General features: G+C 60.8%; 15 protein-coding genes and 1 tRNA gene. 6 read left to right on the top strand and 10 right to left on the bottom strand.

Features of this window, described 5'->3' with window-relative positions; all coding sequences use genetic code 11:
• Positions 1 to 350 precede the first annotated feature (350 nt).
• Positions 351 to 3,350, top strand: a complete 3,000-nt coding sequence (locus tag ACEXKH_RS01650) for an AfsR/SARP family transcriptional regulator (protein ID WP_373572840.1) — start codon at positions 351 to 353, stop codon at positions 3,348 to 3,350.
• Positions 3,351 to 3,419: 69 nt separating this feature from the next.
• On the opposite strand, the gene ACEXKH_RS01655 is transcribed toward ACEXKH_RS01650, so the two are convergent.
• From ACEXKH_RS01655 to ACEXKH_RS01680, 6 genes are all read right to left on the bottom strand, one after another.
• A complete protein-coding gene (locus tag ACEXKH_RS01655) occupies positions 3,420 to 3,719 on the bottom strand; it encodes a YhbY family RNA-binding protein (RefSeq protein WP_215675210.1) in 300 nt (99 codons plus the stop codon).
• A 182-nt stretch (positions 3,720 to 3,901) separates the two neighbouring features.
• Positions 3,902 to 4,627, bottom strand: coding sequence for a methyltransferase domain-containing protein (locus ACEXKH_RS01660; RefSeq protein WP_373572851.1), 726 nt, complete (start codon positions 4,625 to 4,627; stop codon positions 3,902 to 3,904).
• A gap of 479 nt (positions 4,628 to 5,106) precedes the next feature.
• Positions 5,107 to 6,471: a PFL family protein gene (locus ACEXKH_RS01665; protein WP_035136908.1), complete on the bottom strand. Its 1,365-nt coding sequence runs from the start codon at positions 6,469 to 6,471 to the stop codon at positions 5,107 to 5,109.
• A 108-nt stretch (positions 6,472 to 6,579) separates the two neighbouring features.
• Positions 6,580 to 9,129, bottom strand: coding sequence for a homocysteine S-methyltransferase family protein (locus ACEXKH_RS01670; protein ID WP_227789974.1), 2,550 nt, complete (start codon positions 9,127 to 9,129; stop codon positions 6,580 to 6,582).
• Positions 9,130 to 9,138: 9 nt separating this feature from the next.
• Complete coding sequence (locus ACEXKH_RS01675; protein ID WP_373572841.1) at positions 9,139 to 9,927, bottom strand: hypothetical protein; 789 nt, start codon at positions 9,925 to 9,927, stop codon at positions 9,139 to 9,141.
• A complete protein-coding gene (locus tag ACEXKH_RS01680; protein ID WP_373572842.1) occupies positions 9,927 to 10,799 on the bottom strand; it encodes a methylenetetrahydrofolate reductase in 873 nt (290 codons plus the stop codon). The genes ACEXKH_RS01675 and ACEXKH_RS01680 overlap by 1 nt, the downstream gene beginning before the upstream one ends.
• A gap of 427 nt (positions 10,800 to 11,226) precedes the next feature.
• Between ACEXKH_RS01680 and ACEXKH_RS01685 the strand changes: the two genes are divergently transcribed.
• Positions 11,227 to 13,314, top strand: a complete 2,088-nt coding sequence (locus ACEXKH_RS01685) for a glutamine synthetase III family protein (RefSeq protein ID WP_373572843.1) — start codon at positions 11,227 to 11,229, stop codon at positions 13,312 to 13,314.
• 183 nt (positions 13,315 to 13,497) lie between these two features.
• Positions 13,498 to 14,259: a 4Fe-4S binding protein gene (locus tag ACEXKH_RS01690; protein ID WP_373572844.1), complete on the top strand. Its 762-nt coding sequence runs from the start codon at positions 13,498 to 13,500 to the stop codon at positions 14,257 to 14,259.
• A gap of 88 nt (positions 14,260 to 14,347) precedes the next feature.
• Here the strand turns inward: ACEXKH_RS01690 and ACEXKH_RS01695 are convergent.
• The 4 genes from ACEXKH_RS01695 to ACEXKH_RS01710 all read right to left on the bottom strand — a co-directional run bounded on the left by ACEXKH_RS01695 (position 14,348) and on the right by ACEXKH_RS01710 (position 19,064).
• Positions 14,348 to 14,424, bottom strand: a tRNA-Glu gene (locus ACEXKH_RS01695).
• Between the two features lie 297 nt (positions 14,425 to 14,721).
• A complete protein-coding gene (locus ACEXKH_RS01700) occupies positions 14,722 to 16,899 on the bottom strand; it encodes a MurT ligase domain-containing protein (protein WP_373572845.1) in 2,178 nt (725 codons plus the stop codon).
• A gap of 45 nt (positions 16,900 to 16,944) precedes the next feature.
• Positions 16,945 to 17,988, bottom strand: a complete 1,044-nt coding sequence (locus tag ACEXKH_RS01705; RefSeq protein ID WP_373572846.1) for a hypothetical protein — start codon at positions 17,986 to 17,988, stop codon at positions 16,945 to 16,947.
• A complete protein-coding gene (locus ACEXKH_RS01710; RefSeq protein WP_373572847.1) occupies positions 17,988 to 19,064 on the bottom strand; it encodes a hypothetical protein in 1,077 nt (358 codons plus the stop codon). Before ACEXKH_RS01710 ends, ACEXKH_RS01705 begins: the two co-directional genes overlap by 1 nt.
• A 498-nt stretch (positions 19,065 to 19,562) precedes the next feature.
• Here ACEXKH_RS01710 and ACEXKH_RS01715 point away from each other — a divergent pair, with 498 nt between their 5' ends.
• The 3 genes from ACEXKH_RS01715 (at position 19,563) to ACEXKH_RS01725 (ending at position 23,182) form a co-directional block, all read left to right on the top strand.
• Entirely contained in the window at positions 19,563 to 20,786 is a 1,224-nt protein-coding gene (locus ACEXKH_RS01715; protein ID WP_035136916.1) for an iron-containing alcohol dehydrogenase, read from the top strand.
• Positions 20,787 to 20,869: 83 nt separating this feature from the next.
• Positions 20,870 to 21,970: a glycerol dehydrogenase gene (locus ACEXKH_RS01720; RefSeq protein ID WP_117563611.1), complete on the top strand. Its 1,101-nt coding sequence runs from the start codon at positions 20,870 to 20,872 to the stop codon at positions 21,968 to 21,970.
• Positions 21,971 to 22,114: 144 nt separating this feature from the next.
• The gene (locus ACEXKH_RS01725; RefSeq protein WP_373572848.1) at positions 22,115 to 23,182 is read left to right on the top strand and encodes a glycerol dehydrogenase; all 1,068 of its coding nucleotides are present in this window, start codon (positions 22,115 to 22,117) and stop codon (positions 23,180 to 23,182) included.
• The last annotated feature ends 113 nt before the right edge of the window (positions 23,183 to 23,295 follow it).

The following is a 23,295-nucleotide window of genomic DNA, read 5'->3' on the forward strand; positions in this document are numbered from 1 at the left end:
GCCGCGAACTTGACGGGTGCGTCAGGTGCAGCATGATTCATTCCATAACAGATACTATGCATAAATGCTATGAAAAGGTCGTAGACGGTAGCTGGCGTTAGGTGAGTTGCGCAACACAATTGAACAGCACTCATTTGAGGTACACTGCCAAAGGATGGGACAAGCTGGCAAGCGCATTGACCTGCGCAAAGACTGATTGGTTGGGGGATAAGTTTCAATCGGACCACGCTGAACAAAAACTTGCCATTTGCGTACCAACAAACATCCTAAACCGTAGCATCGCTCTATTCATCTAGCGATACATATGGTCTAGCGTTACGGTGTCCATGTGGTCGAGTTGAGGAGCGGGCATGGTTAACGATTTGGGCAATATGGACGACCTCGAGCTTATGCCGCTGGGCAGTAGTTATACGGTGCGGCGCGATCGCTTGATGAACGAACTTATCGCCAAGGGCCGAAAAGCCGGCATCGTAGTCCTCTACGCGCCTGATGGCTTTGGGAAAACCTCGGTGCTGCTGCAGTATGCCCAAGAGGTTAAAAATGATCCGACGCGAGGTCCCGTGCGGATCATCGAGGCCGACCGCGCCATTGGGCGCGAGGTGTTTATGCAGCTCGAGGTCGTTACCGAAGAGCTTAAGGACAAGCCGCACTCCCTGATTGCAATCGATAACGTGCCGAACCTCAGCCAGGGCGAGACCGAGGAGCTGATCGACCGAATCCGAAGCCTGCGTGCTATGGGGGTTGGGGTCTTTATGAGCTGCCGTCCTTCGAATCGCCAGCTGATTCATGGACTGGGCGATTCGATTAAAGTCAACGCGCAGATGCTCAAGGTGCATGCCTATGAGTATTCGGCGTGGGCATCGGCGTTTTCGATCTGCACATCGCTCGACTTCTATCAGCTTACGCAGGGCGTGCCCGAGCTCGTCTCGGCTATGCAGTCGGGACTATACGGGCAGGGAGACGTTGCCCAGATGCTCGAAAACGAGATCGTCAATATCTACGGTGCGGCACTTGTTGATTTGGCGTCGCTCGAGAACAACGCTCTGTTTAGTGTGGCATGCTTGATGGTCTTAATGGGCGAGGGCAATATTTCGGAGCTCGAGGCTTGCGGTGTTAGGCTTTCGGCGATTGACCAGTCCTATCTTGTCCGCGATTATCCCATTTTTGGCGTCGATCCAGCAGACCGGAGCTTTACCTGCTTGGGTACCGAGGATAACGCACGCCTGCGATTGCGCAAGCTGGTCGCCGAAATTCGCCCCGAACTCGTTGTGCGGGCGGCGCGTATATTGATTAAAGCGGGGCGCTGCGATACTGCGATGGACCTTGCTGACGCGTTTTTGGACCGCAGTGCGGTGTTGGAGCTTGCCGGACAGTATGGGGTCGATCTGGCCCTGACGGGGCATGGAGGGGATGTTTGCCGCGCGGCGCTGGGAAAGACCGAGTCAGATGGCCAGGCATCGGAGCCGACGCCTGACGAGGCGCTCGGCATCTATCTGGCGGCGGTGAGCGTCTCCAATACAAAGCTCGCGCGGTATATGGCCTCAATTATCGAGCATGCGGGCGAGCAAGCGATTTGCGAGCTCGATCCCGTGTCGTGGAAGGTGGCGCACGCGTTTACGGCTGCCTGTTATGGAGATGGTGGTCTGGGGCTTCCGGCAAGCCATGCAACGTTGGAGAGTGAGGCGTCTTGTGCCGCACTCGACATGCTGTCCGCACATGTCGAGATAAAGCATGGGCTGACCGAGCGGGCGAAGGGCGGCGAGATCCTCGCGGGGCTCAAAACGGATAAGGCCTACGATTGCGAGCTCGATATCGCGGGGACGTTTGTGCGGGCGGACCGCATGTTGACGGAGCTGTTTGATGGGTCGTATGCAGGGACTGACGAGCGTGATGACGAGATGGCCCTGACACTCGAGGCGCTCGAAGCGCGTGGAATCCGAGCGCTCGCCATCTGGGTGCGCATGGTGTTATCGGCGCGGCGCCTGCTCGCCGGCATGCCGGTGACCGACGAGCAGGCATTCAATGAGCTCGACCGTTTTGCCGTGCGCGTGCGTGACAATCAGGTTCAGTTGTTTGGCTTGATACTGGAAGGCTGGCAGTCACTGGCTGAGGGGCGTCCGGTCAATGCCAAATTCCGTGCGGTGCAGGTGCTCAGGCTTGCCGAGGAATCGATTGGATACATACGCGACAACGCACTGCTGCTAGAGCGCGCGGCGTACTTACGCAATACATCGATGGTATCGGTGCGCGAAGAGGCAGAGCTGCTCGATTTGAGTCGGACGCAGGTCGGTGGTGCCGAGGCTTGGATGGTGGCGCTGCATTTGGCCTCCGCGGGCCGCGATAGCGACCTTGCAGCCTGGATGTCCATGAACCGCCCAGGGATTTTGGATCCGTCGTATCGGCTGTTTGCGCGTCTTGCGATGCATTGTCTGGGTGAGCCGGCTGCTAGAATTCGAAAGAAGCTCCCGGTGCGCGAGCTGTCGCGGTATTCGCTGCGTGACGACTTTGAGGGCGAAGGCGAGCGTCTGTTCCAGGCCGGCGATGCCGAGGGCGTCGATGTGATTGGCCATATCGAGATCCGCATGTTTGGGGCGTTTCGCGCCGAGCGCGACGGGTTTCCCATCACGGATAAGATGTGGCGCCGCAAGAAAGCGGCGACGCTTGCCGAGCGGCTTGCGCTGGGCATGGATGCACTGGTCGACCGCGAGACGCTGGCCATGGAGCTGTGGCCCCATGCCGAGTTCAATAGCGCTCGTAACAATCTGTACTCGACGATATCGCGCCTGCGTTCGGCCTTGGGGCCGACACCGGACGGCAAGTCGTGTGTGCTGATCCAAAACGAGTGCATTGGGCTTAACGGCGATTACGTCAAGACCGACGTGCGGTTGTTTGATCAGATAAGCCGCGAAGTTTTGGGAAATCGCACGGGTGCGCGCGGACCTCATCTGATTGAGCTGTGCCTTAAGATCGAGCAGCTCTACGCCGGCCCGTTGTATGTTCCCAATGGCTGTAATCCCACCTACTTTTTGCGTATGAGGCGCATTATGGAATCGAAGTATATCGACTGCATGATTCGGGGCGCGAACGCCGCCCTAGAAGAAAACGACCTGCAGTCGGCGGTATGGCTGGTGGAGTCGGGGCTGCGGCAAGAGACGGCGCGCGAGGACATGGTGCGTTGCGCTATGCGCGTCTACGGTGCGGCGGGGCGACGACGCGATATCGTCGAGCTGTACAGTGGGCATATGCATCACCTGAGGGAGCAGGTCAATGGCGTGCCCGAGCCCGAGACGCGGCGTCTGTACGAGCGCTTGGTGGAGGGTAGGCTTAACCGCGTGCTCGTCGAACGATAAAAAATGAGCGTCCGAATTGCTCGGACGCTCGCAAGCTTGATGTATGTTGGCTCGCCGGATCGTTGGCTCTTAGACGAGCTTAATCTTCTCGATGTCCTTGCGCGAGGACTCGCGATACAGCGAGAACTTGCGGCCGATAACCTGAACAACGTCTGCATGGCAGCGCTCGGCGAGCTCTTCGGCGGCCTCGCGGGCAGAAAGACTGGAACCATCGAGTACGGAGCACTTAACGAGCTCGTGCTTCTCCAGGTAGGCGACCGTCTGCTCGACGGTGCCCTCGTTGATGTCGGACTTGCCGATGATGATGGCGGGGTTGAGGTGATGGGCCATGCTGCGAAGCTGCTTGACCTGGGCTCCTGTCAGTGCCATGGGTTCTCGCTTTCTATGTTATGGGGCGCCCCGCGATGGGGCCTTAATCTACGTGAGCTGTCCCACGATAGCGCAGGAACGGCGCGGTGTGGGGCGTGTTTGCCCAGTTCAAAAAGAATGCGGATGCCGAGCGGGAGAACAGCGCGGGTTACAGGCGGACGTGTACGGCGGCTGAAAGCGGTCTATGGACGGTCCGAAGAGACCGGCTCCCATGCAATAAACGCCCAACGGACCTTGCGGACGTGGTCGAGCATGTAGCGCCCCTGCGGCACGCCCTTGGACCCTGGCTCGCCGGCATGGGGATTCTCAATCATATGCTGAGCGATGTAGTCGCGCAGACGGTCGATCTTATCCTCGTTACCGTGCTCGAGCATGCGGGAGAAGTCCGCTACGCCCGCCTCAAGGCTATCGAAGGTATCGCGACGAGGCGATTCAAAGTACGTAACCTGCGGCAGGGCACCCATCTGAATGAGGATATTAAAGGCATACACAAAGCCATTACTGCAGGTAACCGAGGCACCGATGGCGTTCATCAGGTGCAGGTCATAGCGCGGGCTGGAGTTGGCGACCATCGTGACAGCACAACGCCGACGAGCCGTTCGATCAAGCTTGGCAAGCACGCCTTTTAGGTTGGTCGTGGTGACAGAGCGACTGGCAAAGGCAACATCTACCGCTTTCGCGACCGGTCCAACCAAATCCCAGTCATCATCCCAAGCAAGCTCAAGCGGTGTAATGCGATCTTCGAGCCCATAGTACTCAATGCCAGCATCAAGCGTGCCCAACATGGCAGGGGAAAAGTCAGCAGCAATCACGGGATGCCCAGCCTGAGCAAGCGGAATAGCAATCGATCCAGCCCCACACCCCATATCCAGCACGGATTCACCAGGCTTTAACGCCAACAGCTTCATAAAGTCCCGGGCATACGGAGCAGTCTCAAGCGGCCGAAAATGCCGAGCCCGCTTATCCCACTCAAAAGAATTATCAGCCCGCCGCCGACCAGCCTGCAGGCGCATCCATTCCTGATTCCAATCAGCAGAAAGAAGCTCAGAGCGAGCATCCCCATCAACCACGGGCCAACCTCCTAGCAACAAAAAAGCGACTCCCCCAAAAGAAGAGCCGCAACCAGCATATATCAGAAAGAACCGATCCAACGCCAAACCGCCGCACCAGCCAAGTGGTGCAGGAGCGAAGCAACTGCAACATGGGACAGAACTCAGCCAAGGTTGAGATGTGCGGGAGCCCCGGGAAGGGCAAATATATAAGGTCGATCGCGAGTTCCGCACGAGCCGGAGAGCACTTAATGTGCTCTCCGTGCGAGTCAGGACTGTCCGAGCAGGCGACCTTATATATTTGCCCTTCCCGGGGCTCCTCGCCTCGTATCCCTGGGCTAGTTCTTCAGCGAGTTCAGCGGAGCCGGGAAGCGTCCACCACGGTGGGCAAGCACGGTGCCGGCGTTGGGGTTCACCGGCATGATGGGCGCACGGCCGAACAGGCCGCCGTATTCGACGCAATCGCCCACGCCCTTGCCAATGGCGGGAATCACGCGGACGGCCGTGGTCTTGTTGTTGATGACGCCGATGGCCATCTCATCGGCGATGATGCCGGCGATGGTTTCGACCGGGGTGTCACCGGGGATGGCGATCATGTCCAGGCCGACGGAGCACACGCAGGTCATGGCCTCGAGCTTCTCGAGCGAAAGCGCGCCGGCCTCGACGGCGGCGATCATGCCGGCGTCCTCGGACACGGGGATAAAAGCGCCCGAGAGGCCGCCCACGCTGGAGCTGGCCATGACGCCGCCCTTCTTGACGGCATCGTTGAGCATGGCGAGTGCGCAGGTCGTGCCCGGGCCACCGCAGGTGCCAACACCGATGATCTCGAGGATGCGAGCAACGGAGTCGCCGATGGCGGGTGTGGGGGCCAGCGACAGGTCGACGATGCCCTTCTCGACACCCAGGCGATGGGCGGCCTCGCGGCTCATGAGCTCGCCGGCGCGGGTGATCTTAAAGGCGGTCTGCTTAATCTTCTCGGCGACTTCCATCATCGATGCGGAATCGGGCAGCGTCTCCAGGGCTGCGGCCATAACGCCGGGGCCCGAAACGCCTACGTTGATGACGGCGTCGGCCTCGCCACCGCCGTGGACGGCGCCCGCCATAAACGGGGAGTCCTCGACCATATTGGCAAAGCAGACAAACTTGGAAGCGCCGACGGAGTCCTGGTCGGCCGTGAGCTTAGCGGCGTCGATGATGGTCTGCGCAGCCATGAGTACGGCGTCCATGTTGATGCCGGCACGCAGACTGGCGACGTTGACGCTGGAGCAGACGCGGCTCGTGGTGGCGAGCGCCTGCGGGATGGACTGGATGACGCGGCGGTCGGCGTCGCCGATGCCCTTCTGAACGAGTGCGGAGAAGCCACCCAGGTAATCGATGCCGAGCGTCTCGGCCGCGCGGTCGAGGGCATGCGCGATGGGGGTGAGGTCCTCATCCTTGCAGCACGCGGCGATCTGCGCCACCGGGGTGACGGAGACGCGCTTGTTGACGATGGGGATACCGTACTCGCGCTCGAGGTTCTCGGCGGTCTCGACCAGGTGCTCAGCCGTGTGCGTCACGTGGTCGTAGATCTTCGTGCACATGCGGTCGAGGTTCTCGTCGCCGCAACCCATGAGCGAAACACCCATGGTGATGGTCCTGATGTCGAGGTTCTGCTCCTCAACCATGCCGCGGGTTTCCGCGATTTCTGCGGGCGTGATCGCCATCCTTGCGCTCCTATCTGCCAAAACGAGCATAGTCTTATCTATTCTAACGTGCCGCACGTGCCAAGTGGCGCGTGCGGCACGTTTTGGTGCTCGGTTGTTTCCGTTGTGTTACTGCCCAAAGACCTCTTCGGCGATGCGCGCGCTCTCGGCGGCGTCCTTGGCGTAGTAGTCCGCGCCGATCTGCTTGGCGTATTCGGGGGTGAGCACGGCGCCGCCCACGATGATCTTGACGCCTGGGACCTCGGCATGAAGTAGCTTGATGGTCTCCTCCATGGCGACGACCGTGGTGGTCATAAGCGCCGAAAGGCCGACGAGCTTAATGTCGCGCTCCTTGACGGTCTTGAGCACCTCCTGCGGATCGACGTCGCGACCCAGATCAAAGACGGTATAGCCGTAGTTATCGAGCAGCATCTTAACGATGTTCTTACCGATATCGTGGATGTCACCTTTAACGGTGGCCACGCAGATCTTACCCTTGTCGGCAATCTCGCCGGCGGGCATCAGGCGCTTGATGGTGTCGAAGCCCACGCGTGCGGCTTCGGCCGAGGCCATGAGCTGCGGCAAGAAGAACTTGCCCTGGTCAAAGAGGACGCCAACCTCGTCGAGGGCGGGGATAAAGTGGTTGTTGATGAGGTCCATGGCGTCGTGATCTGCCAGCAGACGCTCGGTCTCGGCCGCGATTTCGCCCTTGCGGCCCGAGACGACCATGTGGCGGATGGGGTCGTCGTTGCCGTCGGTGCCAGCAGCGGGCACAGTGTCGGTCGATACTGCCTGAGCCGCCGCCGGGTTCGCGGCGATCTTGTACGGATCGGTCCAGCCGGCGTAGCGCTCGATGTATCCGGTCGAGCCCTCGTCCTCAACGCTCAGGACGCGATAGCTGTAGACGGTATCCATAAAGCGCTTGGAACCCGGGTTCATGATGGGGGCATCCAGACCTGCACCAAAGGCGGCGGCCAAAAAGACCGAGCCCAGCAGCGGCCGCGCGGGCAGGCCAAAGCTGATGTTCGATACGCCGAGTGCGCACTTGACGCCCAGGCGCTCCTTGCACAGAGACATGGCACGTAGAATCTGCTCAGCCTGGCGCTGGTTGGTCGAGGCGGTCATGACCAGGCAGTCGATGAGGATGCGGTCCGGGCCGATGCCGTAATGGGCGGCCTCGGCCACGATGCGCTCGGCGATGGCGAAGCGGGCCTCGGCGGTATCGGGGATGCCGCCCTCGTCGAGCGTAAGGCCGACGACGTTGGTGCCGTAGTGGGCCACCAGCGGAAAGATCTCATCCATGATCTGTTGTTTGCCATTGACCGAGTTGATGATGGGCTTGCCGGCGTAGCGGCGCACGGCGGCCTCGACGGCTGCGGGGTCGGTGGAGTCGATCTGCAGCGGCAGCAGCGTGGAGCCCTGGAGCTGCTCGGTGGCCTGCTGGATGACCTTGACCTCGTCGATCTCGGGCAGGCCCACGTTGACGTCCAGGATGTCGGCGCCCTGCTCCTGCTGGCTGATGCCCTGACTCACGACGTAGTCCAGGTCGCCGTCGCGCAGGGCCTGCTGCAGGCGCTTTTTGCCGGTGGGGTTGATGCGCTCGCCGATGACGGCGATCTTGTGGCCGTCGCAGGGGAGGTCCACGACCGTCTGGGCGCTCGTGACCGACATGCTGGGCTTGCGGTGGCGCGGGCTGGGCGTGTGGTTGTCGATAAGCGTGCGCAAGGCCGCCATGTGCGCCGGCGTGGTGCCGCAGCAACCGCCCACGACGCTCACGCCGTCCTCGATCATGCCGGCGACGGCCTCGGCGTACTCGGGTGCCTGGATATCAAAGACGGTATTGCCGTCATCGTCCACGCGGGGCAGTCCCGCATTGGCCTGCACCATAACGGGCTTGTCGGTGACGGTGAGCATGCGCGCGGCGAGCCCTCGGAGCTCGGCCGGGCCCTGGCTGCAGTTGATGCCCAGGACGTCGGCGCCGATGGCGTCGAGGGTGATGGCGGCGACCTCGGGGCTCGTGCCCAAGAAGGTGCGGCCGTCTTCCTCAAAGGTCATAGTGGCAAAGACGGGCAGGTCGGAGTTCTCGCGGCAGGCGAGGACGGCCGCCTTGATCTCGGCCAGGTCGGTCATGGTCTCGATAATAAAGAGGTCGACGCCCGCAGCGACGCCGGCGCGCACCTCCTCGGCAAAGAGGTCGTAGGCCTCGTCAAAGCTGAGGGTGCCCAGGGGGCGCAGCAGGGCGCCGATGGGGCCGATGTCGCCGGCGACGTAGCGGGCGCCGGCCTCGCGGGCGCAGGTGACTGCCGCGGCAAAGACGTCTGCCACGGTGGCGGCGCCGTCGAGCTTGTGGGCGTTGGCGCCAAAGGTGTTGGCGGTGATCACGTCACAGCCAGCTTCGACGTACTGACGCTGGATATCGGTGATGACCCGGGGTTCCTCAAAGTTGAGCAGTTCGGGCAGGGCGCCTGCCTTCATGCCGGCGGCCTGCAACATGGTGCCCATGCCGCCGTCAAACAGCAGGTGCCCGGTGCCCTCGATGGCGGCACGCAGGCGATCGTCCTTAATGCGAAGGTCATCGATCGTGCGCGTTTTGTACGCGGCACCGTTGCAGCGCGCAGCATTGACGGGTGCCGCCAGCGCGGCACCGTCCAGATCATGAGTGATAAGCGGAGTAAACATCGATGGCTCCTAATGGCTGGAATAGCAGGTGGTGTGGGCGGCGCGGAAGCGGCAGTGCTCACGCATGCGGCAGATATTGCAGGTGGGGCGGCTCTGGGCGTCGTGGACTTCGCCGTCAAACAGGCCGATCACCGCGGTCACGCTCTTGGTGGGCATGAGCAGGCTGGTGGGGGTGACGGTCAGGCCGATGAGCCGCGTGGCGTTGAGCGCATTGACGATCGAGCGCTGGGCCGAGAGCGGGCAGTCGCCATAGCCGGGACTAAAGCGCCAGTTGCCGGCGAGCCCATGAACGGCGGCGTCCGTCTTGACCTGCTGGTCCATTTGCTCAACGGCGGCTTCTACATAGGCAGAGCATGCGGCGTCGAGCACGGCGCCTTCCAGGGGTTGCTGAGCTCCGGTGGTTCGCAGACGGCGTTCGGCAGACATCCCGAGGGTACATGCCATGAGCGCCGCCAGGCGGGCGTCCTTAAGGTGGCGATAGATATCACGACCCCGCAGCTCAACATTGGTGCCAACCAAGCGGATGCAGGGCTCGCCCTGCTCGTCAACGCCCGTGGCATCGACGGCAAACACGCGTCGCACGCCGCGGGGCTCGATATCCAGCTCTAGGCGCTCGACCACAAGCTCAATTCGTCGTGACAGCTCGGGCTCAATCTGCTGACCGCCGTAGCCCAGGTAGCGCAGCATTTCGGCACGGTCGACTCGGGGGCGATGGGCAGCATCGATACGGTAGAGCGCCGGCGACGCAAGGTCGGCCGGCACTTCACCAAAAGCTGTATCGATGTGCGGTTTTTCCATTACCCCAGGCGCTCCATAATGGTTGCGGCGATCGCAGGACGATTCATAGTGTACAGGTGCAGGCCGTCGGCGCCGTGCTCCTTGAGGTCGCAAAGCTGACGGGCGGCATAATCTACACCGGCTGCCTGCAGGCTCTCGGGGTCGTTCTCGTACTTGGCGAGAATCTTGATGACGGGGGAGGGCAGCGACGCGCCGCACATAAAGACCATGCGGCTGATCTGTGACTTGCCCATAAACGGCATGATGCCCGCGGTAATGGGCACGGTGATACCGGCCTTGTCGGCAAGCTCGCGAAAGCGGTAGAAGCACTCGTTGTCAAAAAAGAGCTGCGTCACAAAGAAGCTCGCGCCGGCGTCCTGTTTTTGCTTGAGGTATTCGACCGAGAGGTTGAGATCCTCACAGGCAATGTGGCCCTCGGGGTAGGCTGCGGCGCCCACGCAAAAGCCGGCATCGACGAGCTCCGGGATGAGGTCGCGGGCGTAGGCGTAGTCCGAGGCGGGCTTGTCGTCCTCGGTTGCGCCGGCGGGAAGATCGCCGCGCAGGGCTAGCACGTTTTCCACACCGGCCGAGCGATACTCGTCAATCTTGGCGGCGATATCGGCATGCGTGCGGCCCACGCAGGTGAGGTGCGCTACCGAGGGCGTATCGAATTCGCTCGTAATCATATGCGCGATGGGGGCGGTGGTGGCACCGTTACCCGAGCCGCCGGCCGAACAGGTGACCGAGACAAAGCTCGGCGAAAGCTTGCACAGATTGCCTGCCACTTTGCGAGCCGTATCGAGGGTCAGCTCGCCCTTGGGCGGGAACATCTCAAACGAAACGGGCGCGGTGCCCTGGGATGCTGCCTGCTTAAAAACCTCGTCGACGCGCATATCGTGCTCCTTTAGATGCCTAGGTGCGATGTTTTGTTGCAAGGATTCTACAGCACCACTGCGCCAAGACGGAATTTCTCTCGCGATTTGGTGATACCAATCGAAAATGCTTCGCTATCGGCATTTCCTATAACAGGGCGGTCAATGTAGGATGGGGCTATATTGAATGGTATCTGATGCGAAATACCAGTTAATAAAGCCCCATTCTACATTGACTACCCTTAAACCATGGGGAGAGGTCTGCAATTTATGCAGTTGATTGGCTGTTGAGGGTGGCAACGCCGCCTCGATAGGGTAACCTCAATGATTGGTTTCGCGACAGCAACATAACGGTAATGTCGCGGAAACACGGCGAGTCTAAGCTATGACTCGTTCGTTAGTAATCAACACCGCTTCTCACGCGGTGCCGATACGAAGGGAGTTCCGTATGGCCGAACTTACTGACCGCTTCGGGACCATGGTGTTCTCTGAGGAAGTCATGAAGGACTACCTCCCCAAGGACATTTGGAAGCGCCTTGCTGCAACCCTCGAGGGCGGTGAGCCGCTCGACCTGGATGTGGCCAACGCCGTCGCCCATGCCATGAAGGTCTGGGCCATCTCCAAGGGCGCGACGCACTACGCGCACTGGTTCCAGCCGCTTTCGGGCATTACTTCCGAGAAGCACGACAGCTTCCTGGAGCCCAACCACGACGGCACCGCCATTACCAAGTTTACGGGCAAGAACCTCATCCAGGGCGAGCCCGATGCCTCGAGCTTCCCCAACGGCGGTCTGCGTGCTACCTTCGAGGCCCGTGGCTACACCGCTTGGGACCCCACTAGCCCCGCCTTTATCAAGGACGATGTCCTGTGCATCCCCACGGCTTTCTGCTCCTACACGGGCGAGGCCCTGGACAAGAAGACCCCGCTGCTGCGCTCCATGACTGCGCTCTCGCGTGAGTCTAAGCGCGTTTTGGCGCTGTTTGGCAAGACCCCCAAGAAGGTCGTTCCTTCCGTGGGCGACGAGCAGGAGTACTTCCTGATCAAGAAGGACGCCTATCGCAAGCGCAAGGACCTGGTCATCACCGGCCGCACCCTCTTTGGTGCTGCTCCCTGCAAGGGCCAGGAGCTCGAGGAGCACTACTTTGGCGCTATCCGCCCCACTGTCTCGGCCTATATGAAGGATTTGGACGATGAACTGTGGGCGCTTGGCATTCCCGCCAAGACCAAGCACAACGAGGTTGCTCCCTGCCAGCATGAGCTCGCCCCGGTCTATGGCGAGGTCAACGAGGCCATCGACCAGAATCTGGTCATGATGGAGAAAATGAAGCTCATCGCCTCCCGCCACGACTTGGTCTGCCTGCTGCACGAGAAGCCCTTCGAGGGCATCAACGGTTCGGGCAAGCACAACAACTGGTCGCTTGGCACCGAGTCCGAGAATCTGCTCGATCCGGGCGACACCCCGCTCGACAACCTGCAGTTCATCGTCTTCCTCACCGCGGTGATCGAGGCCGTCGATAACTATCAGGAGCTCCTGCGTGCCTCCGTTGCCTCGGCCGGCAACGACCATCGTCTGGGCGCCAACGAGGCTCCTCCGGCGATTATGTCCATCTTCCTGGGCGACCAGCTTACCGAGGTCGTCGAGAAGATCATCGATGGCAAGGCTTCCGTCCATGCCACGCGCGGCGTGCTCGACCTGGGCGCCGATACCCTGCCCAAGCTGATGCAGGACAACACCGACCGCAACCGCACCTCCCCGTTTGCCTTCACCGGTAACAAGTTCGAGTTCCGTGCCTGCGGCTCCGAGCAGAACGTCTCCGACTCCAACCTGGTGCTCGATGCCGCCGTGGCCAAGTCGCTCAAGTCCTTCGCCGACGCGCTCGAGGGTACGCCCGAGGATAAGTTCCAGGATGCCGCGCTCGAGTACTGCAAGAAGGTGCTGACCGATCACCAGCGCATTCTGTTCTCCGGCGACGGTTACTCTGACGAGTGGCCCATTGAGGCCGAGAAGCGCGGCCTTGCCAACAACAAGACCACGGCCGACGCCCTGCCCGCCTTTGTTTCCGATAAGGCTATCGCGCTCTTTGAGGAGACGGGCGTCCTGACCAAGGCCGAGGCCCAGTGCCGTTACGACTGCAAGCTCGAGAAGTACAACAAGCTCATGAACATCGAGGCTACCACGATGGTTCGCGAGGCGCGTCGTACCTATCGCCCGGTCATTACCGCCTACGCTACCAAGGTCGCTAAGGGCCTTGAGACCATTCGTGCCGCCGGTGCCGAGGCCGCCATGCAGTGCGAGCAGAACACGCTCAACAAGCTCTGCAACGGCATCACCGCCATCAACGACTCCATCAAGGCGCTCGACGCCGTGCATCAGAAGGCCGAAGCCCTCGATGGTCAGGAGCAGGCCAATGTGTATGCACACGAGGTCGTTCCCGCTATGGATACGCTGCGCGCCGCCGTGGATGCCATGGAGGAGATCGTGGCCGCCGACTACTGGCCGGTTCCGACCTACGACGACATCCTGTTCTACGTGTAACAGACGCGTTTGATTTTGCGTGCGAAGGGGTTTCGCCTGTGCGAGGCCCCTTCTTTTTTGTCGCCGGACCTTCTTTGAACATGCTGTCGAGTGAGCGTTTCGCGCGGGGCATCTTGAAAGTTGTAACCTATTTTGGGCATGCGGACGTTTCGGGCGTTTGTTCATAAAGGGGAGGATTATCCGATGAGGGTATTCGATATCGTGTTTAGTCCGACGGGTGGAACGGAAAAGGTATCTAACTACATTGCCAATGCGTTAGAAGGGGAAACCGTTGCCGTAGATCTGACAGATAGCGGGCTTGGTTTTCGTACGGTTGCGATGACAAAAGAGGATGTAGCCGTGATCGCGGTGCCCTCGTATGGTGGGCGAGTCCCGGCTGTGGTCGCGGAGCGTTTGGGTATGATGCGAGGAAATGGCGCACAGGCGGTTCTGGTTTGTGCTTATGGAAACCGCGCATATGAGGACACACTGGTCGAGCTTGAGGACGCGGCAAAGGGCGCAGGTTTTCGGGTGATCGCGGCGGTTTCTGCCATCGCCGAGCATTCTATTGTTCGCCAGATTGCCGCCGGCAGACCAGATGCGCAGGACGCGGCACAGCTCACTGGGTTTGCGAATCAGATTCAGCAAAAGATATCTGCAGGAGATGCTTCTGAGCCGGCTATTCCGGGCAATCGTCCCTATAAGAAGGCCGGGGGCACTGGTATGGTGCCTAAGGCCACAAAGGAGTGCACCGCCTGCGGGGCTTGCGCCACAGCGTGTCCCGTTGGCGCTATCGATAAAGACGATCCCAAACGGGTGGACAAAAAGGCCTGCATTTCCTGCATGCGCTGCGTTGCCGTGTGTCCGCGGGGCGCGCGTGGGCTAAGTCCTGTCATGCTCTCTGCGGCTACCAAGATGTTGAGCAAAGCTTGTTCTGAGAGAAAAGAATGCGAGCTTTTTGTCTAGCACAGGGGCCTGGAGCCCTCTTCATCTAATGTCAAAATAGAACGAAACCGTGCGATGGTAACTCGCACGGGTTCGTACATTTTTGAGTTGGTGCCCCCAGCGGGATTCGAACCCGCGATATCCACCTTGAAAGGGTGGCGTCCTTGGCCGCTAGACGATGGGGACAGCGGGAAAGAGTATAGCAGACTTTTTTGCCGGTGCGCATATCGTTGGCAAACTGGAAAACCACCACAAAGGAGTAGGCTTCTACTCCGATTTTCAAATATCTCAATCTGTAACATCTGGGCGGGCAAATCGGCTCTATCTGTTACAGATCGAGACAAAAGGCGGATGTCGGGACGAACATCTCATTCTGTAACAGCAAGACGACTTTTAACGGTCTAAATGTTACAGATTGAGACAAACCGCTGGGGCGGGTCAAAACCACCACAAAGGTGCCTGTCCCTTTGTGGTGGCGGGGCGTTAGGGGAGGAGCTTCATGGCGGCGTCGTGGGCGGCGCGCTCGTAGATGTCGTCGAGGGGCTTGAGCGGCAGCAGGGCTGTGGCCTGCGCATCGCCGCGGCGCTCGAGGGCGTGGGTAATGAGCCAGTCGGCGAGCTCGGGGTTCTTGGGTAGCGCTGGTCCGTGCAGGTACGTGCCGATGACACCCTTGTAGATGAGACCCTCAAGGCCATCGTCGCCGTTGTTGCCGGTGCCCGCGACGACGGACGTTCCGAGCGGCGTGGCCTCTGTATCGAGCAGGGTGCGGCCGCCGTGGTTCTCGAATCCCACAAAGGGCTCAGGCGCCAGGTCGGTCTTGACGGCGACGTTGCCGATCAGGCGGTCGGAGCCGCGCACAGTCTCGGCGGCAATGACGCCCAGGCCCTCAATGCGATCGTCGCCCATGTAGTACGAACGGCCGAGCAGCTGATAGCTACCACAGATGGCAAGCAGTGTGCCGCCATCCTCAACATAGGCCGCAACCTTGTCTTTTTGAGCGAGCAACTCGTGCGCCACAGCCAGCTGGTCGCGATCGGAGCCGCCGCCCATCATGACGATATCAGCATCATGCAGATCGAGCGTCTCGCCCATACGGACCTCGTCCACGTGCACGGGAATGCCACGCCAGGCGCAGCGGCGCTCGAGGGCGATGACATTGCCGCCGTCGCCGTAGAGGTTGAGGGCATCGGGATACAGGTAGACGATGCGCAGCGGGCGCGAGAGCTCGACCGGCGCGACGCCGACGGGGACGGCGCTGCCATCGGCGCACGTTGCGGCGTGGGCGGCAACCGTAGCCGCATCGGTGCCTTTGAGCCCGTCGAGCTCCTTGACTAGCGGCGGAAAGGCCGTGTAGTTGGCGACGGCATAGAAAGTGTCGCCGGCGGCTTCATCCGCAACGGCACCGATCGCCTGCTCGATATTCGAGATAATCGTGGCATCGATGCCGGCGTACTTGAGGCGTACCTGCATGTCGTGTGCGCGCGTGCCGCCGGCAAAGGCGACAAGCCCCGTTGTGTCGGCGATGCGCTCAAAGTCGACGTCGTAGATCCACGATACATCGTGGCCGTCGGCGTCATTGTCGTTGAGGAAGAAAGCGCAGAGTCTGCCGCCTGCCGTCTTGATGGACTGGATTTGTCGATCGAAGCCTACGGGATTCTTGGCCAGGTTTGCCTCGACGGTACGGCCGGCGATCTCCCAGCGGCCCATACGCCCGCCGGCGGGGACGTAGGCATCGAGCGTGGGCTGCAGATGCGCTGCGTCCACGCCCAGCTCGTGGGCGGCGAAGAAGGCTGCGGCTACGTTGTAGACCATGTACAGGCCGTTGTAGCGCGTGACGATGTGCGTTGCGGGTGCGTCGGTATCGGGTCCAAAGACCAGGTCAAAGCCGTAGCCGTCGCAGCCGAGCTCCACGCCCGTCACGCGACGGACCAGCCCAGGGCGGGCCCAGCCGCACGAGGGGCAATGGTATGCGCCAAGCTGGCCGTACTGCACATAGTCGTACTCCAACGGCGCATTGCACTGCGAGCAAAAACGCGAGTCGCTAATGCGATCGGACTCGGTGCCCGTGGCGCCGTCGATGCCAAAGGCGATGCTTGCATTGGGAACGCGCGCGGCGATTGCGGCACACAGCGGGTCGTCTGCGTTGTAGATGAGCGTTGTTGCCGGAGAGAGCTCCAATGCATGGGCGATGACGTCTTGGGTATGGTCGATCTCGCCGTAGCGGTCTAGCTGGTCGCGGAACAGGTTGAGCAGCACAAAGTACGTCGGCTTGAGCTTGGGCAGAACGCGTACGGTGTAGAGCTCGTCGCACTCAAAAACGCCCACGCGCTTGCTGCTGGCGGTTCGCTTAAGGTTGCCGCGCGCTTCGAGCAACGCGCCCACCACGCCCGGCTCCATGTTGTTGCCAGCGCGGTTGCATACCACGGTGGCGCCGCTGGCGGCAACGGCGTCGGCGATGAGGTTGGAGGTGGTGGTCTTACCGTTGGTGCCGGTGATTACCACGCTGCGGTCGACCAGGCTCGCGAGGTCGCTTAGCAGCTCGGGGTCGATCTTCATGGCGATGCGGCCGGGGAGTACGCCGCCCTGGCGTTTGAGGACAGAACGCAGTCCCCAGCGGGCGATATCGCTCGAGGTGCAGGCGAGAGATGAGCGGAGGTTCATGAAGCCGTTCCTAACATAGATGACATGGTCGGGGCGATCGCGTCGCTAAAAGCCGTAGCGGCGCGCAAATTCCTGGGCAAGCTGCGATACGTCTTCGCAGGCGTTGGCCCAGGGGGCAAAGTCGGGGGTGTCCGAGATAATGCCGTCGGCTTCCCAAACCGCCTGGTGCGAGAGGTCCCAGGGGTCGCGCGGCTCGGGTCGGCAGGGAAGATACGGCGTCTGGTACATGGGGTTCAGCAAGAAGAACGCGCCGCCCTCGCACCGGTTAGCGAACTCACGCAGCGCGCGCGTCGCCGGGCGCATCTTGTTTGTTTTGAACAGCAGAATCGTGCGGGCGAGCAGGTACCAGGGGGAGTTCTCGAGTGCGTCTGCCCCCATCTGTTCCTCGAGCTGATGTGCCAGGGCAAAAAAACCGTCCTGGTCTTCCAAGCGGGCGAGGGCAAGCAACACGGTGCCGGCGGCCCGGGTGGGATAACCCTCCGCCTTAAGGACACGGCGAGAATAGTTGGCGGCGGCGCGGTAACGAGCGCTCGCCATGCACAGCTGCGAGATGGCCTCGAGCGTGTGAAGCCAGCCGATAAGCGCCGGCTCGCTCACGGTAAGGTCTGCTGCGGTGACACCGTCGGCCAAAACATTATTGGCCCAGTAGTGCGGGGCCTCCATATCAAACCCGGGCACGCTCTGTTGCAGGTAGTCGGCCGTACTCGTCTCGAGCTTCATCAAGTCGCCCAGGCAGGCATCGACGGGCGTGTCCGCCAGGATGATGGCGAGCAGCTGGGCATCGAGGACATGCGCATCGACGCGAACAATCTTGAGCAGCTCATCGCGCATATCGTCGAACAGGCGGTTGCGCGTCTGCTCAAACTCCTCGTCGCTGCCCATGTCCTCGATGCGGCGAAGCTCGTCAAGCAAATGACGATGAACGCCGGCATAGGACAGCAGCGCTTGGGCATGCTCGGTCTGCGCATACTTGTGAGGGTTTGCGCTGATGTCGTTATGGACAAGCTCGCGTGCTGCATCGGTGAGTTCGGGGTGCGATGCCAGATAGGTACGCTCCAGATAGGCGGGGATGTAGACGCTCGGATCCATTAGAGGTCTCCTCCCTTAAATGGAAGCCCCTGCTCGGCTGCACGCAGGATGCGCTCGTCGATCTGGGAGCGCACGATGTCGTTAGTGGCGACCCAGGCGGCAAAGCTGGCGTTGTCGGGCGCGCCTAGGCCCTCCTGTAGCACCGGCGTCGCCTCGGACAGGGCAAGGACGAGCTCATCGGTGGAGCCCGGACCTACGTTGACGCGGGCATAGACGCCATCGGGAAACTCGGTTTGGAAGTAGAGTGCTTCGGCCGCGTGCGGGCACGAGCGTGCGAGGATGCGCAAGTAGTGCTCGGCGCCTTCGTAGTCCAGCTCGCGCCAGGCAGCGCTCATCAGCGCGATGAGCGTCCACGGGTCCAGGTCGCGCTCTGCGTCCTTGGGACGGCGGCGCAGCGGTGTGTTGGCAAGATAAGGCACGGAGTGGGCAGAACGAAAACGCTTGAGCTCCTCGGCAGGGTATTCGAGCTTTGCCATGGCAAGCATCGCAGTATGGCGGACGCCGGCGGGGTCGTTGGGCGCAAAGTCCAGGCTGCGATTCGCGGCATCCAGCGACATGCGGTAGCGGCCGCTAATGAGCGCGCGCGATGCCAAGGCGGCAAGCCAGCGCAGGTAGGGACGGCGGGTCAGGTCGCCTGCGGCCTCACGCTCGTAGGGGTCCTGCGCCGAGGCAATCTTGAGCGCCAGATCGTGCTCCACCTCGTCGCACTTGGACACCAGATACTGTACGTATTCCTCGTTGGATTCGGCGGTGAGGGCGCACAGCATGCGCTGGGCATCCCAGTTGGCCGGATCGAGCGCGGCTGCCTCGCGGAGCATGTTCTCGGCTGCGGTCTCTTCTTGCTCTGCTTGGGCGTCGTCGGGGATAAAGGGGATGCGGTAGTCGACAGCCTCGACGACCTTGGCAATCAGATGCCCAGCTCGGTCGCGGTCGTGCACGATGAGCGGCGCGGGGTTACGGGTGAATTGTTCCATCAGACGCTCTACGGCGGGGCCGTCGGTGAGCGGGATATTGTCGCGGCGCAAGGCCTCAAGAACGAGGCGATGGCAATCCTCTTGTATGGGGTCGAATGCCATGGAGCCTCCTTTGCTGCGGTTAGGGTTCAAATATCTCTATATAAGGTTCTAGTTTACCCGCATGTGGCACACCGGGGGTGCCGCACTTGGACATGCACCTTTGCACCACGAAGACGGATGTCGCACAAATGTCGGCACCCTGGACGACCGAGTGGTATCACGGTGCCGCAAACGGTCGATTTTTGGCGGCGAACGGGGCGCATTTTGGGGGGCACCGTCCTGTCCGGGATATGTGGTCAACCTTGATAAAACGTTTGCCCAGCTTGGGAGTATGAATGCCCCACAAGGGTCTTCAGGGATAGAAAAAACGTTTCATCATTGTTGGCTTTAGGTGAATAACTGACCAACCAGAACGGTAAAATAGTGTTTGTCTGAGCGTTGAGACGTTTAGACATCGCGCATTGTCGTCGCCGGCAACGCGCAAACGGTCCTAACGGAGCCAATCGGGTGCTCCGTTATATACGCAAGTCTAAGAGGGGCTTGTTTAGGAGGCACAGTATGGGACGTTTTACCAATCCTCGCGATCTGTACTTTGGTGAGGGCGCTCGCCACGAGGTGAAGAACCTCAAGGGCAAGAAGGCCATCATCGTTTCTGGCGGCAGCTCTATGCGCCGCGGCGGGTTCTTGCAGGACGTTGAGGCCGACCTTAAGGAAGGCGGTTTCGAGGTCAAGCTGTTCGAGGGCGTCGAGTCCGATCCGTCCATCGAGACGGTCATGAAGGGCGCCGAGGCCATGCGCGAGTTCGAGCCCGACTGGATTATCGCCATCGGCGGCGGCTCGCCCATCGATGCCGCTAAGGCCATGTGGGTCTTCTACGAGTATCCCGAGGAGTCCTTCGATAACATCATCCAGCCGTTCAGCTTCCCCGAGCTGCGTCAGAAGGCTCACTTCTGCGCCATTTCCTCCACCTCTGGTACCGCTACCGAGGTCACTGCCTTCTCCGTCATCACCGACTACGCCAAGGGCATCAAGTACCCGCTGGCCGACTTCAACATCACCCCTGATGTCGCCATCGTTGACCCCGAGCTCACCTACACCATGCCCGCCAAGCTGTGCGCTCACACCGGCATGGACGCTCTGACCCACTGCATGGAGGCTTACGTTTCCACTTGTGCTTCCATGTTCACCGACGCTAACGCTCTGCACGGCATCCGCGAGATCGTCGAGTGGCTGCCCAAGTCCTATGCTGGTGACCATGAGGCCCGTCAGCACATGCATGAGGCTCAGTGCATCGCCGGCATCGCCTTCTCCTCGGGCCTGCTGGGCATCGTTCACTCCATGGCTCACAAGACCGGTGCAGCCTTTGAGAACGGCCACATCATCCACGGTGCTGCTAACGCCATGTACCTGGGCAAGGTCATCCAGTGGAACTCCAAGGATCCGCGTGCTGCCGAGCGTTACGCTTACGTGGCCAAGGAGATCCTGCACCTTCCCGGCGAGACCAACGAGGAGCTCATCGCTGCGCTCGTCCAGAAGATTCGCGACCTCAACGACCAGCTCAACATTCCGCAGTCCATCAAGGATTACGCGAATGGTGGCGTGAAGGTCGACGCCGAGAACCCGCAGATGGTCTCCGAGGAGGAGTTCCTCGCCAAGCTCCCCGAGATCGCCGCGAACGCCGAGCAGGACGCCTGCACGCCCGAGAACCCGCGTGAGACCAAGGCTGCCGACTTCGAGAAGATTCTCAAGGCCTGCTACTACGACACCGACATCGATTTCTAATCGACTCTTGTTATCGTAACGAGGGGCTCCGCACGTATCTGTACGGAGCCCCTTTCTTTTTTCTTTTAGAGAATGGGATAGTTATGGCTGCAATTTTCAATAGCCCCAGCAAGTACATCCAGGGTCCGGACGAGCTCGCCAAGCTCGGCTCCTATGTCGAGCCGCTCGGCGCTAAGGCCCTCGTCATCGTGACGCCTTCGGGCAAGAAGCGCGTCGGTGCCAAGATCGAGGGCGGTTTTGCCGAGGCTAAGGCCGAGCTGCTGTTTGAGGACTTTAACGGCGAGTGCTCCAAGGGCGAGGTCGATCGCCTGGTTGCGCTCGCTCGCGACAACGGTTGCGACATCATCGTTGGCGTCGGTGGCGGCAAGATCCTCGATACCGCTAAGGCCGTCGCCTATTACCTGGAGTCCCCGGTTATCATTTGCCCCACCATCGCCTCGACCGATGCGCCGTGCTCGGCACTTTCGGTGCTCTACACCGATGACGGCCAGTTCGATAAATATCTCTTCCTTAAGGCAAACCCCAACATTGTCCTGATGGATACGACGGTTATCGCGGCGAGCCCGGTGCGCCTGACGGTTTCCGGTATGGGCGATGCGCTCGCAACCTACTTTGAGGCCCAAGCGACACATGATGCCGACGGTGGCACTTGCGCCGGCGGCAAGGGCGGAATGGCCGGCCTGGCGCTCGCCAAGCTCTGCTACGAGACGCTTATGGCCGATGGCGTCAAGGCCAAGGTCGCGCTGGAGAAGGGTGCGCTCACGCCTGCCGTCGAGCATATCATCGAGGCAAATACGCTGCTTTCGGGCATTGGCTTTGAGAGCTCGGGCCTTGCTGCTGCTCATGCCATCCACAATGGCCTGACGATGCTGCCCGAGTGCCACGGCATGTATCACGGCGAGAAGGTCGCCTTTGGCACCATCGTCCAGCTGGTACTCGAGGATGCTCCGACTGAGAAACTCGAGGAAGTTTTGGGCTTCTGCATTGAGCTGGGCCTGCCGGTCACGATGAAGGAACTTGGCGTTGCCGAGCTTACGCGCGAGCAGGCCATGATTGTTGCTGAGGCCGCCTGCGCGCCCGATGACACCATGTGCAACATGCCGTTTGAAGTGACGCCCGAGATGGTCGCAAACGCCATTCTGGGTGCCGACGCGCTGGGCCACTACTATCTCATGGATGAGTAAATCAAGCTAAGGAAGGGGCAAAGCCGGCAGATGGCTTTGCCCCTTTTTGCTATGGTGCAAAGTAACCTGTCCCCAATGCACAAGTTGGTGCAGGGGGCAGGTTACTTTGCACCAATCGTTGTTTGATGAAGGGCGGATTCTCGTATGGCGCTTCCCATGGTTTATGGCGGTCCCGGCCGGTATGTTCAGGGGCCGGGCGAGCTCTCGCGTCAGGGCAGGTATTTGTCATGGTTGGGCTGCGCCGCCTATGTCTTGTTTGACCAGGGCACCGAGGATCGACTGTGCAGGCAGATCGTCGATGGATTTCTGGATGAAGATCTAAGCGAGCCGTTCTTTAAGATTTACAACGGTCCGTGTACGGAAGATGCCGTTGTCGAAATGGCCAAGGAAGCCCGGGCCGTGTATTGCGACATGGTGGTGGGTATTGGCGGTGGCAAGATGCTCGATATCGCCAAGGCAGTAGCGTTTTATGCCGAGTTGCCGTTGTGCGTATGCCCCACGGCGGCTTCGATGGACGGTCCGTGCAGCGCGATTTCGGTTCTGTATCACGAGGATGGGTCGTTCGACCGCTACCTGATGCTCGAGAAGAATCCAGACCTTGTCGTGGTCGATACCAACGTGGTCGCGGCGGCCCCGCTGCGTATGACGGTCGCTGGCATGGGCGACGCACTGGCAACGTATTTCGAGGCGCGTTCGTGCGCCGCGGCGCACGGCGCCAACGAGCACGGTGGCACGCCGGGACACTTGGCCCTGGTCGCGGCACGTGCCTGCTACGATACGCTCATGGAGTGTGGTGTCGCTGCCAAGCGCGATCTCAAAAAGGGCCGTACATCGCCAGCGGTTGAGCGCCTGATCGAGTGCAATATTCTGCTCTCGGGCGTCGGCTTTGAGAGCGGTGGCTTGGCGTTGGCGCATGCTATCGCTAACGGGTTGACGATTCTGCCCGAGTGCAAGGCCATGCACGGCGAGGCCGTGGCGTTTGGCCTGGTGGTGCAGCTGCGCCTGGAGCGTGCGCCCGAGCTTGATCGGGTACTCGAGTTTTGCCAGCGCGTTGGCCTGCCGACGACGCTCGAGGAGCTGGGCCTTGGCGAGATTTCCGATGCCGATCTGCAGAGTGTTGCAAATGCGGTCTATAGAAACGAGCGTAATATGGCCAACGAGCAGGTCAAGGTGACCAAGCAAAAGCTCGTGCAGCTCATGTGCGAGGCATAGTTTGGCTTTTGATTGACCTTGTGCAATCGAGGTGGCGATAGGCCATGGGCTATTTGCCGGAAAGATGCTCCGCGTGTAATTTGCCCGAGGCGTGGGCCGATAGCGTATCATTA

Origin of the sequence: Collinsella aerofaciens ATCC 25986 (genome assembly GCF_964259375.1) — a bacterium.
Classification (GTDB): Bacteria; Actinomycetota; Coriobacteriia; order Coriobacteriales; family Coriobacteriaceae; genus Collinsella; species Collinsella aerofaciens_BO.